The following is a 16,181-nucleotide window of genomic DNA, read 5'->3' as shown; positions in this document are numbered from 1 at the left end:
GTCTCAGAGGACCAGGAACCCAGAGGGGTCAGCCCGGTGCCCACGAGGCCGCCGCAAACCGCACCACATCAACAGTCCTGGCCGCCCCTGACGAAGCCAACCGGAATCGCTTACTCAAGGATTAGGAACCCCGAGATGTCGTCCACGAGTTCGCTCCTTCCCCTCGAACCGGCCCCGGGCAGCCCGCCGTTCCTGCACGCCGAGTCCGGCGGTGATCCGGTGAAGTGGGCCGCCGAGCACCGCGACCCGCTGCGGGCCCTCGTCCTCGACCACGGCTGCGTCCTGGTGCGGGGGCTGGGCCTCGCCGACCCCGCCACGAGCGAGGCGGTCTTCCGGCACCTGACCGACGGCCTGATGCCCGACCACGAGCCCTTCGCGCCCCGGCGCCGCTACGCGGACGGCGTGTACTCGTCCACCAAGTGGCCGCCGAACCAGCAGATGTGCATGCACCACGAGCTCAGCTACGGCCTCCGGTTCCCGGGCCTGCTGCTGTTCGCCTGTCTGGAGGCACCCGCGTCCGGGGGCGCGACCCCGCTCGCCGACGCCTCCGCGGTACTGCGGGACCTGCCCCGCGAGCTGGTCTCCCGTTTCGAGCGGGATGGCTGGCTGCTGACCCGGGCCTACCACGAGGAGATCGGCGCCTCGGTCGAGGAGGCCTTCGGCACGGACGACCGCGACGCCGTCGAACGCTACTGCCGCCGGCACGCCATCGAGTTCGCCTGGCAGGACGACGGTTCGCTGCGCACCCGGCAGCGGCGCGGCGCGGTGCTCCGCCACCCGGACGGCGGCCCGCCCTGCTGGTTCAACCAGATCGCCTTCCTCAACGAGTGGACCACGGAGCCCGAAGTGCGCGAATACCTGGTGGACATGTACGGCGCCGACGGGCTGCCCTTCAACACCCGCTTCGGCGACGGGAGTCCGATCGACGCGGACGTGGTGCGCACGATCAACGAGGTGTACGACGCCCACACCGTGCGCGCCCCCTGGCAGGACGGCGACCTGCTGCTCGTCGACAACATCCGTACGGCGCACGGCCGCGAGCCCTTCGAGGGGCCGCGCGAGGTGCTGGCCGCGCTCGGCGACCCGGTGCTGCGCGCCGACGGCGAGGTGAGCGGCGTATGAGCACCGTCGACGCCCCGTCCTTCGCGCTGGTCACCGGCGCCCAGGTGCAACAGGTCCTGCACGGGCGGGAACCGGAGATCGCGGACCTCGTCGAGGCCGTCTACCGGCTGCACGGGGCGGGCGACTCGGTGAACCCGCCGTCGTACTTCCTGAGGTTCCCGGACCGTCCGTCGTCCCGGATCATCGCGCTGCCCGCCTCGCTGGGCGGACCGCTGCGTGTGGACGGCCTGAAATGGGTCTCCAGCTTCCCGGAGAACATCGGGTCCGGGCTGCCGCGCGCGTCGGCGGTGCTGATCCTCAACGACCCCGACACCGGCTACCCGTTCGCGTGTCTGGAGAGCTCGGTCATCAGCGCCACGCGCACCGCGTCCTCGGCGGCGCTGGCGGCCGCAAGGCTCAGCGCGGGCCGGGTCCGCCCGGCCCGGGTGGGCTTCATCGGCACCGGACTGATCGCCCGCTACCTCCACACCCATCTCACCGGCACCGGCTGGGAGTTCGAGGAGACGGGCGTGCACGACCTGTCCGCCGAGAGCGCCGCCGGGTTCCGCGGATATCTGGAGCGGTCGGGGGCGCCCGGGAAGGTGACCGTGCACGACTCGGCCGAATCCCTCGTCCGCGCGAGCGACCTGGTGGTCTTCGCCACGGTCGCCGGCACCCCGCACGTCCACGATCCGTCGTGGTTCGGCCATCACCCCCTGGTCCTGCACGTGTCCCTGCGCGATCTCGCCCCGGAGATCCTGCTCGCGTCGGCCAACTTCGTCGACGACGTCGAGCACTGCCTCAAGGCCGAGACCTCCCCGCACCTGGCCGAACGGCTCACGGGGAACCGGGACTTCATCGACGGCACGCTGGACGACGTGCTGAGCGGACGGGTGACCGTCCCGACGGACCGGACGGTGGTGTTCTCCCCCTTCGGCCTGGGGGTGCTCGACCTCGCCGTCGGCCGGTACGTCCACGACGAACTGGCCCGGCGCGGCGAACTGCACGTCGTCGACGGGTTCTTCAACGAGCTGCGCCGGTACGGCTGAACGAGCTGCGCGCATGAGGAGGGGGGCGTCATGCCCGTCATTTCCGATCCTTCGGAGTTCAACGAGCCGGACCTCTACGTCGACCTGAGGGCCGCGCTGGAGCTTCCGCTGTTCCTGAAGTGCGAGGGCTTCAACTTCGCCGGGTCCATCAAGCTGAAGGCGGCCCGCGAGATGGTGAACGCCGCCGAGCGGGACGGCACCCTGCGGCCAGGGTCGGTCCTGGTCGAGTCGTCGTCGGGGAACCTGGGGGTGGCCCTGAGCGTGATCGCCGCGAGCCGGGGCTACCGGTTCCTGTGCGTGACCGACTCGCGGTGCAACCTGGCGACGATCCGGCTGATGGAGTCGCTCGGCACCCGGGTGCACGTGGTCGGCGAGCCGGACCTGCACGACGGCTACCTGGGCGCGCGGCTCGCGTACGTGCGGGCGCTGTGCGCCTCGGACGAGCGGTACGTGTGGCTCAACCAGTACAGCAACCAGGGCAACTGGCGGGCGCACTACCGCACCACGGCCCCGGAGATCGCGCGGCGCTTCCCGGACCTGGACGTGCTGTTCGTCGGGGCCGGCACCACCGGGACGCTGATGGGCTGCGCCCGCTGGTTCTGGCAGTGGCGGCGGCCGGTACGGATCGTCGCCGTCGACAGCGTCGGCTCGGTCACCTTCGGCGGCCCGCCCGGCGTCCGGATGATCCCGGGGCTCGGCACGAGCGTGCCGCCGCAGCTGCTCGACAGGTCGTACATCGACGACGTGGTCCTCGTCGGGGAACCGGACACCCTCCAGGTCTGCCGCGGGCTGGCGGCCCGGGGCTTCCTGTTCGGCGGCTCCACCGGCACGGTCGTCAGCGGCGCCCACCAGTGGCTGTCCGCCCACGGCCGCCACGGCCTCACCGCGGTGGCGATCGCCCCGGACCTCGGCGAGCGCTACCTCGACACGGTGTACCGCCCCGGCTGGCCGCACGACGGCACACCCGAGGCGGCCCCGCTCCACCCACCGATGGAGGCAATGGCCCACCTCACGTGAGCCCCGCGCCGCCCTGCGCGGGGCGGGCGACGGGGCGGCGGGGGCGCTGCTCGATGGTGCAGGCCGGCACGGGGTCCGCGAACGGAGGCAAGCGGAACGGCACCGGCCGGCGGAGGCAATGGCCTACCTCGCGTGAGCCCCCACACCGCACCGCACCCCTGTCGCCCCTGCGCGGAGCGGGCGACAGGGCGGCGGGGGTCACTGCTCGGTCCCGCGGGCGGCACGGGCTCCGCGAGCGGCGGCAAGCAGAACGGAGAGACCCCGGGGCCTCAGCCACCACCGAGATCGCACATCCTTCCGGCGGTCAGGGGCAGGTGGGTGGTCGCCGCGAGTGGTGCGGCCTCGGCGGCGCGGGGCCCCGGACCTGATGAGGGCCATCCAGTCCTCCAGGACGAAGACGGCGCTCGACGAACTCTCGGAGGCGGCGGTGCCGGGAACCGCACGGAGCTTCCGGAGCGTCCGCGCGTCGAAACCCGGCCCGCCGCGGGGAGTGCCGCTCCCGACCGGGACGACCACGAAGCCGGCCGTGACGCACTCGCGCGTCTCCCGGCCTCGGCCGCGTCCGGCGTGGCAGTCGCCTCCGGCAGAGAACACGCCCCGGTCGGCACCGGGACCCGCCGCCCCACGTCACGGCAGCGCACGCGGCCCCGGCACGCCCTGCGCGATCACGCCGCCCGGAGCCGTGTCCGTGAGGTGACCCACCCGGTCGCCCGGGGTACGTTCGCAGGCATGGCAGGCACCACGCACACCGTGACCAACCAGCCCCCACCTCTGACCGGCTACGACGTCTACGGCGCCGACCGCGCCCTCAAGGAGGCCGTCGAGCGGCACCTCGACCCGGACCTGCTCGACGAGGTGCACGGCGAGCTGGGCGCGCTCGGCCGGGCCTGCGGCTCGGCACAGGTGCAGGAGTGGGGTCTCCAGGCCAACGAGAACCCGCCCCGGCTGCGCACCCACGACCGCCACGGCCACCGTGTCGACGAGGTCGAGTTCCACCCGGCCTGGCACCGGGTGCTCGGCAAGGGCGTCGCCGCGGGCCTGACCGCCGCCTGGGTCCGCCCCGGCGGCCACGTACGGCGGGCGGCGGCCTTCCTGCTGTGGACGCAGGTCGACGCGGGCAACTGCTGCCCCCTGTCGATGACCCACGCGGCGGTCCCCGTGCTGCGCACCGACCCCGACCTCGCGGCCGAGTGGGAGCCCCGGCTGACGTCCATGGTCTACGACCGCGAGCTGCGCCCCGCCCACCTGAAGGCGGGGGCGCTGTTCGGGATGGGGATGACCGAGAAGCAGGGCGGCAGCGACGTCCGGGCGAACACGACGTCCGCGCGGGCCCTGCCGGACGGGGAGACCTTCGAGCTCACCGGTCACAAGTGGTTCTGCTCGGCCCCCATGTCGGACGGCTTCCTGGTCCTCGCCCAGGCCCCGGGCGGGCTCACCTGCTTCCTCGTCCCCCGCGTCCTGGAGGACGGCACCCGCAACACGTTTCTCCTCCAGCGCCTCAAGGACAAGCTCGGCAACCGTTCCAACGCCTCCGCCGAGGTCGAGTTCGACGGCACGTGGGCCCGCCGCGTGGGCGACGAGGGGCGCGGGGTCCGCACCATCATCGAGATGGTCGCGGCGACCCGGCTGGACTGCGTGATCGGCTCGGCGGGCCTGATGCGCCAGGCCGTCGCCCAGGCGATCCACCACTGCACGCACCGCCAGGCCTTCGGCGGCAAACTCGTCGACAAGCCGCTGATGCGCAACGTGCTCGCCGACCTCGCCCTGGAGTCCGAGGCCGCGACCACCCTCGCCCTGCGCCTGGCGGCCGCCTACGACACGGACGACGAGCAGGAGCGGGCCTTCCTCAGGATCGCGGTGCCGACGGCCAAGTACTGGGTCACCAAGCGCTGCGCCCCGCTCACGGTGGAGGCCGCCGAGTGCCTGGGCGGCAACGGCTACGTGGAGGAGTCGGGCCTGCCCCGCCTGGTCCGCGAGTCACCGCTCAACTCGATCTGGGAGGGCGCGGGCAACATCCAGGCCCTGGACGTCCTGCGGGTCCTGCGGCGGGAACCGCAGGCCCTGAACGCCTACCTCCTGGAGATCGGCCGGACCCGGGGCGCCGACCACCGCCTGGACGCGGCGACGAAGAACCTGCTCACCGAACTGGCCGATCTGGAGGGCATCGAGGGCCGGGCCCGCCATCTGACGGAACGACTGGCGCTCGTCCTTCAGGGATCCCTGCTGGTCCGGTACGCCCCGGCGGCGGTCGCCGACGCCTTCTGCGCGTCCCGCCTGGGCGGCGACGGCGGAACGGCCTTCGGCACGCTGCCCACGACCCTGGACCTGGCGTCGGTGGTGGAACGGGCCCGGCCCGTGGAGTGAGTTCGCAGCAGAACGGGGGTGGTGCTGCGCCGACACGGCACCACCCCCGTTGCGGCCTCCAGAGGCCGTGGCACGCCGCTGCGAGACGGCGTTCGCCCAAGTTTCAAACAAGCGGGACCCCACCACCAGGGTTGCAGGGGGTTGCAACTTCCTGGTGACTGTCCGCGGACTGTGTGCCGCCCCGCGCCGCGACCGGCACTATGAGACGGACAGTCAACGGAACCGGGACCGGGAGGACCAGTGCCGCTCTCGCCGACGCATGCGACCCATCTGGCCACCATGGACACCGCCCGTGCGGCCCGGGTGCTGAACGACATCCGCTCCGCCACCCTGTCCGGCCGGCCCGCCCCTCTCGCCCCGCGCCCGGTGATCGAGGAGTCCTGGAGCCGTATGCTGCGCGGCGGCGTCGACCCGGACCACGACTTCCGCTCGGGTCTGCTGCCCCCCGAGGAGGTGCAGCGGCGCCGGGAGTGCTCCCGGCTCAGGCATGTGCTGCCGGTGCTCAGGGAGGGGCTGCTGTCGGTCGCGGACATCGCCCACCACATCATGGTGGTCGCGGACGAGGACGGCCGTGTGCTGTGGCGGGAGGGCAGTTCCGCCGTCCTGCGCAAGGCCGACGGCACCGGCTTCGAACTCGGCGCCGACTGGCGGGAGAACGTCGTCGGCACGAACGGCATCGGCACCCCGGCGGTGGTGCGCCGTCCCGTGCAGGTCTTCGCCTCCGAGCACTTCGTGCGCTCCCAGACCACCTGGACCTGCACCGGCGCCCCCGTCAAGGACCCGCGCGACGGCCGGCTGATCGGCGTGGTCGACGTGAGCGGCCCGCTGGAGACCATGCATCCGGCGACGCTCGCCTGGGTCGAATCGGTGGCCAGGCTCGCCGAGGCACGGCTGCGCGAGCTGCACCACGCCTCGCTGGAGCAACTGCGGGCCGTGGCCGCGCCGGTGCTCGCCCGGCTCACGGGCCGGGCCCTGGTGGTGGACCGGGACGGCTGGACGGCGGCGGTGACCGGAATGCCGTACCAGCACCGGATCGCGCTGCCCAAGTCCCTCTCGCCGGGCCGCCGGTGGCTCCCGGCGCTCGGCCTGTGCACCCTGGAACCGCTGGCGGGCGGCTGGTTGGTCCGCGCCACCGAGGAGCCGGAGCCGCGGGGCGCCACCCGGATCGTGCTGGATCTCGGCCACCCGCGCCGCTGGACGGTGACGGTGTCGGGCGGGGCGGGCTCGTGGAGTCACGAACTCAGTCCCCGGCACGCGGAGTTGCTGTACCTGCTGGCGCTGCACCGCGCGGGCCGCAGCGCGGCGGGCCTGGCCGAGGACATGTTCGGCGATCCGGGCCGCACGGTGACCGTACGGGCGGAGATGTCCCGGGTCCGGCGGTATCTCGGGGCGTTCCTGGAACACCGGCCGTATCGTTTCTGCGAGGAGGCCGACGTCGAGGTGCTGCTGCCGGGCGACCCGGCCGACCTGCTGCCGCACTCGACGGCCCCGGCGGTGCTCGGGGCCCGCGCCACCACCGAGACCGGGTGAAAACCCTCGCTCATGGTGCATCTTCCGCATAATTGCAGCATCTTCGCCCCCAGTCGTGCCGTACTGCCGTAGCATCCCCTACGGGCCACCCCACCTGCTCCTCGGTCAACGTACGGATCAACAGGCGCAGTTGGCCCGCCTCGGGAGGACGGTATGAAGCAACGTGGCAGACACCGCAGGCGCAAGCGGGGCCAAGCGCTGCGCGCCTTCCTGGCCGGCACCGCCCTCGCGCTGACCGCCGCCGCCACCATGATCAGCGCCTCGCAGGCCACGGTCGCCGCCAATCCCGGGACGCTGAAGCCGCTCACCTCACAGGCCGAGACCGCTCCGCTGCGTCTGAAGGAATCCCTCGTCCCGAAGGCCGCCCTCGACCGCCTCTCCGCCGGGATGGGGCGTCCGGTCGGGGTCTCCGCCGTCCTCGGCTCCGCCGACCGGCCCCTGCGCGACGCGCTCGACTGCACGGCCGGTGAGCGCGCGGCCCTGCCCGTGAAGCCGACGGCCACCGCCGCCTACTGCTGGGACGCCGCCGACACCCGCTCCTGGCAGGCCGGGGCGGTCACCACCTCCGGGGACGCCGACGACGACGGCCTGTGGGGCGCCAACCGCGTGATCCTCTCCGCGTGGAGCCGCACCGGCACCGCGGCGGACGACGGGGGCCTGGCCAGGGTCGCCTTCGTCGACGCCAACGACCTGGACCGGCCCACCTACTCCTGGGCCCTGCTCGCCGTCCCGGTCGACGACGGACACGACTTCCGCGGCCTGGTCTCCCGGGTCTCGGGGATGGTCTGGTACCAGAACAAGCTGCTGGTCACCGCGAGCGGCGACGACGGCCAGGCGCTGTACGTCTACGACATGAACCGCGTGCAGCGGGCCACCGTGGACAGCGCCGCGGTCGGCCGGGTCCGCGGCGGCTGGTCGGCGCACGGCGCCCAGTGGGTCCTGCCGGCCGTCGGCTCGTACCGCCCGGCCGACGACGCGGGCGCGGCCCGCCCCGACTACCTCTCCCTGGACCGCAGCACCGCGCCGGACAGCCTGGTCGCGAGCGAGTGGGTCTCCGGGGAGGGCGACACCGGCGCCCGGATGTGGCGCTACGGCTTCAGCGGCGCCCCCGGCCGCTCCGGCCTCCTCGCCACCGGCAGCGGCGGCTCCGCGCGCGCGTCCGAGGCCTACGTCACCAAGGCCTCCGGCTCCGGCCCCGTGCTGTCGTACGACTCCCAGTGGTACCTGGGCCGGGCCGCCGGGACCGAGGGCGACCACGGCACCCTGTGGCGCCAGAACACCACGAACCCCGCGAAGACCACCCGCTGCGGCGCCGACGAGACCCGCAACTGCTGGAGCGGGGAGTCGGAGTCCCTGTCGTACTGGGAGCAGACGGGCCAGGTGTGGTCCCAGTCGGGCCGGGTGCTGTTCGCGCTGCCGCTGGCCTCGATCGACAGATCTCTGGGGTAGATGATTCCCTGGCCGGCATGCCGAACATCGCCGTGACCACCTGGTCCCTGGAACAGACCGCGCCCACCGACCTCCTGCCGGCCGAGCCCCCGGAGGGTGACGTCCACGTCCGCCGCGCGGAGATCCCCTCCCCCGAGTTCAGCCGCTTCCTGTACGCGTCCGTGGGCGGCGACATCCGCTGGACCGACCGGCTCTCCTGGACCTACGCGCGCTGGCAGGAGCACCTGGAACGGCCGGGCGTGGAGACCTGGGTGGCGTACGACCGGGGCACTCCGGCTGGATACGTCGAGCTGGAGCCGCAGGACGACGGGGTCGTGGAGATCGTCTACTTCGGCCTGATCCCGGCCTTCCGGGGCCGGCGGATCGGCGGCCACCTCCTGTCGTACGGCACCGCCCGCGCCTGGGACCTGGCGGACCGCTGGCCGGGACTGACGGACACCAAGCGGGTCTGGCTGCACACCTGCTCCAAGGACGGCGAGCACGCGATGGCCAACTACCAGCGCCGTGGCTTTCACCTCTTCGACACCAAGGTCGAGGAGGAGGCGGAGGCGTCCGCGCCGGGCCCCTGGCCGGGGGCCTACCCGGCCTGACCTGCGGGAACAAGAGGGCCCGCGATCTTTGTGACCAACGACACCCTCGTCTCGCCTGTCGAGACAAGGGTGTCCACATGGCGGATAAAGCTGGACTGTGTCCAGATCGCCGTGCCACGCTTCCGTCATGTCTGGAACTGGAATTGCCTTGGTGAGTCGGCGGCACGTCGACCTCGGCCGCATGTCCAGCGCCATCTGTCCGGTGCGCTGACGAGCCTCAGCGTCACCCGGCACCTCTCCCTCCTCTCCGCCCCCGCGCAATGCCGCGCAGGCACTCCCGTGCGCCCGTATGCGCAGGCAAGAGCCGCTTTCCGCCTGTCCCGAAGGACGTAGAACCATGGCCGCCACCCCGCAGAACCCTGCTGCCGCAGCGCCCCGCCGCAAGGTGAGCCGTCACCGCGGCGAGGGTCAGTGGGCCGCGGGGCACCACACCCCGCTGAACGGCAACGAGCAGTTCAAGAAGGACGACGACGGTCTCAATGTGCGGACACGCATTGAGACGATCTACTCGAAGCGCGGCTTCGACTCGATCGACCCCAACGACCTGCGCGGCCGCATGCGCTGGTGGGGCCTGTACACCCAGCGCAAGCCCGGGATCGACGGCGGCAAGACCGCGATCCTGGAGCCGGAGGAGCTGGACGACAAGTACTTCATGCTGCGGGTGCGGATCGACGGCGGACGCCTGACCACCCAGCAGTTGCGCGTGATCGGCGAGATCTCCGAGGAGTTCGCGCGCGGCAGCGCCGACGTCACCGACCGGCAGAACATCCAGCTGCACTGGATCCGCATCGAGGACGTCCCGGAGATCTGGAACCGCCTGGAGGCGGTCGGCCTGTCCACCACCGAGGCCTGCGGCGACTGCCCCCGGGTCGTCATCGGCTCGCCGGTCGCCGGCATCGCCGAGGACGAGATCATCGACGGCTCCTGGGCGATCGACGAGATCCACGAGCGGTACATCGGCAGCAAGGAGTTCTCCAACCTGCCCCGCAAGTTCAAGACGGCGATCTCCGGCTCCCCGCTCCTGGACGTGGTCCACGAGATCAACGACGTCGCGTTCGTGGGCGTCGAACACCCCGAGCACGGACCCGGCTTCGACCTGTGGGTCGGCGGCGGTCTGTCCACCAACCCGAAGCTGGGCGTCCGGCTCGGTGCCTGGGTGCCGCTCGCCGAGGTGCCCGAGGTGTGGGCCGGCGTGGTCGGCATCTTCCGCGACTGGGGCTACCGCCGGCTGCGCAACCGCGCCCGGCTGAAGTTCCTCGTCGCCGACTGGGGCCCGGAGAAGTTCCGCCAGGTCCTGGAGGACGACTACCTGAAGCGCAAGCTGGCCGACGGCCCCGCGCCCGCCGACCCGGCCGGCCGCTGGCGCGACCACGTCGGTGTGCACCGCCAGAAGGACGGCCTGTTCTACGTCGGGTTCGCCCCGCGCGTCGGCCGCGTCGACGGCACCACGCTGACGAAGATCGCCGAGGTCGCCGAGGCCCACGGCTCGGGCCGGATCCGGACCACCGTCGAGCAGAAGATGATCATCCTCGATGTCGAGGAGGCGCAGGTCCAGCCGCTGGTCGAGGCCCTGGAGGCGCTCGACCTCACCGCCAAGCCCTCCCCGTTCCGGCGCGGCACCATGGCCTGCACCGGCATCGAGTACTGCAAGCTCGCCATCGTCGAGACCAAGCAGCGCGGTTCGCAGCTGATCGACGAACTGGAGCGCCGCATCCCGGACTTCGACGAGCCGCTCACCATCAACCTCAACGGCTGCCCGAACGCCTGCGCCCGTATCCAGGTGGCGGACATCGGTCTCAAGGGCCAGCTGGTCCTCAACGACCAGGGCGAGCAGGTCGAGGGCTACCAGGTGCACCTGGGCGGCGCGCTCGGCCTGGAGGCCGGGTTCGGCCGCAAGGTGCGCGGTCTGAAGGTGACCTCCGAGGAGCTGCCCGACTACGTCGAGCGGGTCCTGAAGCGGTTCCAGGCCGAGCGCGAGGACGGCGAGCGCTTCGCCGCCTGGGCCTCGCGCGCCAGTGAGGAGTCCCTCTCATGAGCGAGCGGGCCGCCCCCTTCTACTGCCCCTACTGCGGCGACGAGGACCTGCGTCCCAGCGAGCAGGGCCACGGCGCGTGGGAATGCGCGGCGTGCAACCGCGCATTCCAGTTGAAGTTCCTCGGGCTGCTCGCCCGGGGCCTTCAGCCCACCGACCCGGGGGGAGACCGGACATGACGGCGATTCAGGAAGAGCGCACGACCGACGATCTCAGGGCGCTCGCCGAGCAGGCGGGCCGTGACCTGGAGGACGCCTCCGCGCTGGAGATCCTCCAGTGGGCGGTCGACACCTTCGGCAAGCGGTTCTGCGTGACCTCGTCGATGGAGGACGCGGTGGTCGCGCACCTCGCGTCCCGCGCGATGAAGGGCGTCGACGTCGTCTTCCTCGACACCGGCTACCACTTCGAGGAGACCATCGGCACCCGGGACGCGGTCGAGGCCGTGATGGACGTCAACGTCATCACGCTGACCCCACGTCAGACGGTCGCCGAGCAGGACGCCGAGTACGGCCCGAAGCTGCACGACCGCGACCCCGACCTGTGCTGCAAGCTGCGCAAGGTCGAGCCGCTGGAGCGGGGCCTGAAGGACTACCTGGCCTGGGCGACCGGGCTGCGCCGCGACGAGTCCCCGACCCGGGCGAACACCCCGGTGGTCGGCTGGGACGAGAAGCGGCAGAAGGTCAAGGTCTCCCCGATCGCCCGCTGGACCCAGGACGACGTGGACGCGTACGTCCAGGAGCACGGCGTGCTCACCAACCCCCTGCTGATGGACGGCTACGCGTCCGTCGGCTGCGCCCCCTGCACCCGCCGCGTCCTGGAGGGCGAGGACGCGCGCGCCGGCCGCTGGGCCGGGCGTGCCAAGACCGAGTGCGGGCTGCACGGATGACGACATCGACCAAGGAGTTGCACGTGACGACCGGAGCCACCGTCTGGCTCACGGGTCTGCCGAGTGCCGGCAAGACCACCATCGCGTACGAGCTGGCCGGCCGGCTGCGCGAGGAGGGCCACCTCGTCGAGGTGCTCGACGGCGACGAGATCCGCGAGTTCATCTCCGCGGGCCTCGGCTTCAGCCGCGAGGACCGGCACACCAACGTGCAGCGCATCGGCTTCCTCGCCGAACTGCTCGCCCGCAACGGCGTCAAGGCGCTGGTCCCGGTCATCGCGCCCTACGCCGACAGCCGTGAGGCGGTGCGCAAGCGCCACCAGGACAGCGGCGCCGCCTACCTGGAGATCCACGTGGCGACTCCGGTCGAGGTGTGCTCCGTACGCGATGTGAAGGGCCTGTACGCCAAGCAGGCGGCGGGTGAACTGTCCGGGCTGACCGGGGTCGACGACCCGTACGAGGAGCCCGAGACGCCCGATCTGCGGATCGAGTCGCAGAACCAGACCGTCCAGGAGTCCGCGGCGGCGGTCCACGCGCTGCTCACCGAGAGGGGACTGGCATGACGACGACCGTTGCCCAGGCGGCGGAGGGCACGGAGGCTCCGTACGCCCTGTCCCACCTGGACGCGCTGGAGTCCGAGGCGGTGCACATCTTCCGTGAGGTGGCGGGCGAGTTCGAACGGCCGGTGATCCTGTTCTCCGGCGGCAAGGACTCCATCGTCATGCTGCACCTCGCCCTGAAGGCGTTCGCGCCCGCGGCGATCCCGTTCTCGCTGCTCCATGTGGACACCGGACACAACTTCCCCGAGGTCCTTGAGTACCGCGACCGTGTGGTCGCCGAACACGGTCTGCGCCTCCATGTGGCCTCCGTACAGGACTACATCGACCGCGGTGTGCTCAAGGAACGTCCGGACGGGACCCGCAACCCGCTCCAGACGCTGCCGCTGACGGAGAAGATCCAGGCCGAGAAGTTCGACGCGGTCTTCGGCGGCGGCCGCCGGGACGAGGAGAAGGCCCGCGCCAAGGAGCGGGTGTTCTCGCTGCGCGACGAGTTCTCGCAGTGGGACCCGCGCCGCCAGCGCCCCGAGCTGTGGAACCTGTACAACGGCCGCCACGCGCCCGGTGAGCACGTGCGGGTCTTCCCGCTGTCCAACTGGACCGAGCTGGACGTCTGGCAGTACATCGCCCGGGAGGGGATCGAGCTGCCGGAGATCTACTTCGCGCACGAGCGGGAGGTGTTCTCGCGCAACGGCATGTGGCTGACGGCCGGCGAGTGGGGCGGCCCCAAGGACGGCGAGAGCGTCGAGAAGCGCCTGGTGCGCTACCGGACCGTCGGTGACATGTCCTGCACGGGCGCGGTCGACTCGGACGCGGTGACGCTGGAGCAGGTCATCACCGAGATCGCCGCCTCCCGGCTGACCGAGCGGGGCGCCACCCGCGCCGACGACAAGATGTCCGAGGCCGCGATGGAAGACCGCAAGCGCGAGGGGTACTTCTAAGCATGAGCACGACCACGGAACTCACCGAGACGACCCTGCTGCGGTTCGCGACCGCCGGTTCGGTCGACGACGGCAAGTCCACGCTGGTGGGCCGGCTGCTGCACGACTCCAAGTCGATCCTCACCGATCAGCTGGAGGCCGTGGAGCGCGCGTCGGCGAGCCGCGGCGGCGAGGGCCCCGACCTCGCGCTGCTGACCGACGGCCTGCGGGCCGAGCGGGAGCAGGGCATCACCATCGACGTGGCCTACCGCTACTTCGCCACGCCCCGGCGGCGGTTCATCCTCGCCGACACCCCCGGCCATGTGCAGTACACCCGCAACATGGTGACGGGTGCCTCCACGGCCGAGCTGACGGTGATCCTGATCGACGCCCGCAACGGCGTCGTCGAGCAGACCCGCCGGCACGCCGCCCTCGCGGCGCTGCTGCGGGTGCCGCACGTGGTCCTCGCGGTGAACAAGATGGACCTGGTGGACTACCAGGAGTCCGTCTTCGCCGCGATCGCCGAGGAGTTCACCGCGTACGCGACCGAACTGGGCGTCCCCGAGGTCACCGCGATCCCGATCTCGGCACTGGCCGGCGACAACGTGGTGGAGCCGTCCGCGCACATGGACTGGTACGGCGGCCCGACCGTCCTGGAGCACCTGGAGACGGTCCCGGTCACCCATGACCTGTCCCACTGCCACGCCCGGCTTCCCGTGCAGTACGTGATCCGCCCGCAGACCGCCGAGCACCCCGACTACCGGGGCTACGCCGGTCAGATCGCCGCCGGTTCCTTCCGCGTCGGCGAGCAGATCACCGTGCTTCCGTCGGGGCGCTCCACGAAGATCGCCGGGATCGACCTGCTCGGCGAGCCGGTCGACGTGGCCTGGACGACGCAGTCGGTGACGATCCTCCTGGAGGACGACATCGACATCTCGCGCGGTGACCTGCTGGTGCCCAGCAAGGACGCCCCGCCGACCACCCAGGACATCGAGGCGACCGTCTGCCACGTGGCCGACGCCCCGCTGACCGTGGGCCACCGCGTGCTGCTCAAGCACGGCACCCGTACGGTCAAGGCGATCGTCAAGGACATCCCGTCCCGGCTCACGCTCGCCGACCTGTCCCTGCACCCGCACCCGGGACAGCTCGTCGCCAACGACATCGGCCGGGTGAAGATCCGTACCGCCGAGCCGCTGCCCGTCGACTCCTACTCGGACTCGCGGCGCACCGGTTCGTTCATCCTCATCGACCCGAACGACGGCACCACGCTCACCGCGGGCATGGTCGGCGAGTCGTTCGCGTCCCCGGAGCCCGTCAAGGACGAGTCCGAGGACGACGGGTGGGACTTCTGACATGAACTCCACCGACTACTGGTCCACGTTCGCGAAGGAGGGCGGCCGCATCGGCAGCGGCGCGCTCGGCAGCGGGCAGGGCGGGGTGGCGCGATGTGTGCGCTGACGTACGCGCACCGCTCGCGCGCCCTCACCCCCCACCGCCGTAGACGCAGACCTGCCGACCTCCCGGCCACGACCTGAGAGACCGTGACCGCCGGGCCTCCGAGAGGAACACCTCCCGTGCCTGCCACAACCGCTCTTCGCCGCAGCCTCGCGGTCATAGCCGCGCTGCCCCTTCTCACCCTGGCCGCCTGCGGCTACGGCTCCCAGGCCAAGGACGACGGCGCCGTCAAGGTCGCCGCCGGGGCCAAGAAGATCGACGGCCTCGACTCCGTCAAGATCGGCTACTTCGGCAACCTGACCCACGGCACCGCACTGGTCGGGGTGAACAAGGGCTTCTTCCAGAAGGAGCTCGGGGCCACCGAGGCCTCGTACGCGACCTTCAACGCCGGCCCGTCCGAGATCGAGGCGCTCAACTCCAAGTCGATCGACATCGGCTGGATCGGCCCCTCCCCCGCGATCAACGGCTACGTCAAGTCGGGCGGCAAGAGCCTGAAGATCATCGGCGGTTCGGCCTCCGGCGGGGTGAAGCTGGTCGTCAACCCCGACAGGATCAAGTCCCTGAAGGACGTCGAGGGCAAGAAGATCGCGACGCCGCAGCTCGGCAACACGCAGGACGTGGCGTTCCTCAACTGGATCGCCGACCAGGGCTGGAAGGTCGACGCGCAGAGCGGCAAGGGTGACGTCACCGTCGTCCGCACCGACAACAAGATCACGCCGGACGCCTACAAGTCCGGTTCCATCGACGGGGCCTGGGTGCCGGAACCGACCGCGTCCAAGCTGGTCGCCGAGGGCGCCAAGGTGCTCCTCGACGAGTCGTCGCTGTGGCCGGACAAGAAGTTCGTGATCACGAACATCATCGTGCGGCAGGACTTCCTCAAGGAGCACCCGAAGGCGGTCGAGGCCGTCCTGAAGGCGTCGGTGGAAGCCAACAAGTGGATCAACGCCCACCCGGACGAGGCCAGGGCGGCCGCCAACGAGCAGCTGAAGGCGGACTCCGGCAAGGCGCTGAAGGCGAACGTCCTGGACCCGGCCTGGAAGTCGATCCAGTTCACCGACGACCCGCTGGCGGCCACCCTCGACACCGAGGCGGAGCACGCGGTCAAGGCCGGTCTGCTGGAGAAGCCCGACCTGAACGGGATCTACGACCTGACGATCCTCAACAAGGTCCTCAAGGCCGAGGGCGCGTCCACCGTCGACGCCGCCGGTCTCGGCACCAGCTGACCCCGTTCCCC

The 16,181-nt window shown here is 71.6% G+C and carries 15 protein-coding genes; all 15 read left to right on the top strand.

Annotated features, from left to right (window positions below):
• The first annotated feature begins 135 nt into the window (after positions 1–135).
• Complete coding sequence (locus EHS43_RS05070; protein WP_125189316.1) at positions 136–1,122, top strand: TauD/TfdA family dioxygenase; 987 nt, start codon at positions 136–138, stop codon at positions 1,120–1,122.
• On the top strand, positions 1,119–2,150 hold the full coding sequence (gene sbnB, locus EHS43_RS05065) for a 2,3-diaminopropionate biosynthesis protein SbnB (protein ID WP_125189315.1): 1,032 nt from the start codon (positions 1,119–1,121) through the stop codon (positions 2,148–2,150). The genes EHS43_RS05070 and sbnB overlap by 4 nt, the downstream gene beginning before the upstream one ends.
• Before the next feature lie 30 nt (positions 2,151–2,180).
• Complete coding sequence (gene sbnA / locus EHS43_RS05060; protein ID WP_125189314.1) at positions 2,181–3,167, top strand: 2,3-diaminopropionate biosynthesis protein SbnA; 987 nt, start codon at positions 2,181–2,183, stop codon at positions 3,165–3,167.
• A gap of 729 nt (positions 3,168–3,896) precedes the next feature.
• Positions 3,897–5,531, top strand: coding sequence for an acyl-CoA dehydrogenase family protein (locus EHS43_RS05050; protein WP_125189313.1), 1,635 nt, complete (start codon positions 3,897–3,899; stop codon positions 5,529–5,531).
• A 279-nt stretch (positions 5,532–5,810) separates the two neighbouring features.
• Positions 5,811–7,061 (top strand): GAF domain-containing protein, encoded by a 1,251-nt coding sequence (locus EHS43_RS05045; RefSeq protein WP_125189318.1) that lies wholly within the window; start codon positions 5,811–5,813, stop codon positions 7,059–7,061.
• A gap of 153 nt (positions 7,062–7,214) precedes the next feature.
• Positions 7,215–8,510 (top strand): hypothetical protein, encoded by a 1,296-nt coding sequence (locus EHS43_RS05040; protein WP_125189312.1) that lies wholly within the window; start codon positions 7,215–7,217, stop codon positions 8,508–8,510.
• Between the two features lie 17 nt (positions 8,511–8,527).
• Positions 8,528–9,100 (top strand): GNAT family N-acetyltransferase, encoded by a 573-nt coding sequence (locus EHS43_RS05035; protein WP_125189311.1) that lies wholly within the window; start codon positions 8,528–8,530, stop codon positions 9,098–9,100.
• A gap of 127 nt (positions 9,101–9,227) precedes the next feature.
• Positions 9,228–9,311: a putative leader peptide gene (locus tag EHS43_RS48890; protein ID WP_349817346.1), complete on the top strand. Its 84-nt coding sequence runs from the start codon at positions 9,228–9,230 to the stop codon at positions 9,309–9,311.
• Positions 9,312–9,437: 126 nt separating this feature from the next.
• The gene (locus EHS43_RS05030) at positions 9,438–11,135 is read left to right on the top strand and encodes a nitrite/sulfite reductase (RefSeq protein ID WP_125189310.1); all 1,698 of its coding nucleotides are present in this window, start codon (positions 9,438–9,440) and stop codon (positions 11,133–11,135) included.
• A complete protein-coding gene (locus EHS43_RS05025) occupies positions 11,132–11,311 on the top strand; it encodes a hypothetical protein (RefSeq protein WP_125189309.1) in 180 nt (59 codons plus the stop codon). The genes EHS43_RS05030 and EHS43_RS05025 overlap by 4 nt, the downstream gene beginning before the upstream one ends.
• Entirely contained in the window at positions 11,308–12,018 is a 711-nt protein-coding gene (locus tag EHS43_RS05020) for a phosphoadenylyl-sulfate reductase (RefSeq protein WP_125189308.1), read from the top strand. The genes EHS43_RS05025 and EHS43_RS05020 overlap by 4 nt, the downstream gene beginning before the upstream one ends.
• Entirely contained in the window at positions 12,015–12,578 is a 564-nt protein-coding gene (gene cysC / locus EHS43_RS05015; protein ID WP_125189307.1) for an adenylyl-sulfate kinase, read from the top strand. The genes EHS43_RS05020 and cysC overlap by 4 nt, the downstream gene beginning before the upstream one ends.
• Positions 12,575–13,513 carry a sulfate adenylyltransferase subunit CysD gene (gene cysD / locus EHS43_RS05010; RefSeq protein ID WP_125189306.1) on the top strand — a complete coding sequence of 313 codons (939 nt, stop codon included), beginning with the start codon at positions 12,575–12,577 and terminating at the stop codon, positions 13,511–13,513. Before cysC ends, cysD begins: the two co-directional genes overlap by 4 nt.
• 2 nt (positions 13,514–13,515) lie before the next feature.
• Positions 13,516–14,844, top strand: a complete 1,329-nt coding sequence (locus EHS43_RS05005; RefSeq protein WP_125189305.1) for a sulfate adenylyltransferase subunit 1 — start codon at positions 13,516–13,518, stop codon at positions 14,842–14,844.
• 222 nt (positions 14,845–15,066) lie between these two features.
• Positions 15,067–16,170, top strand: coding sequence for an aliphatic sulfonate ABC transporter substrate-binding protein (locus EHS43_RS04995; protein WP_125189303.1), 1,104 nt, complete (start codon positions 15,067–15,069; stop codon positions 16,168–16,170).
• Positions 16,171–16,181 lie beyond the last annotated feature (11 nt).

This window comes from Streptomyces sp. RP5T (assembly GCF_003933965.1).
Lineage (GTDB): Bacteria > Actinomycetota > Actinomycetes > Streptomycetales > Streptomycetaceae > Streptomyces.
The sequence above is the reverse complement of the archived record's forward strand: the minus strand, read 5'-3'. Positions and strand labels throughout refer to the sequence as shown.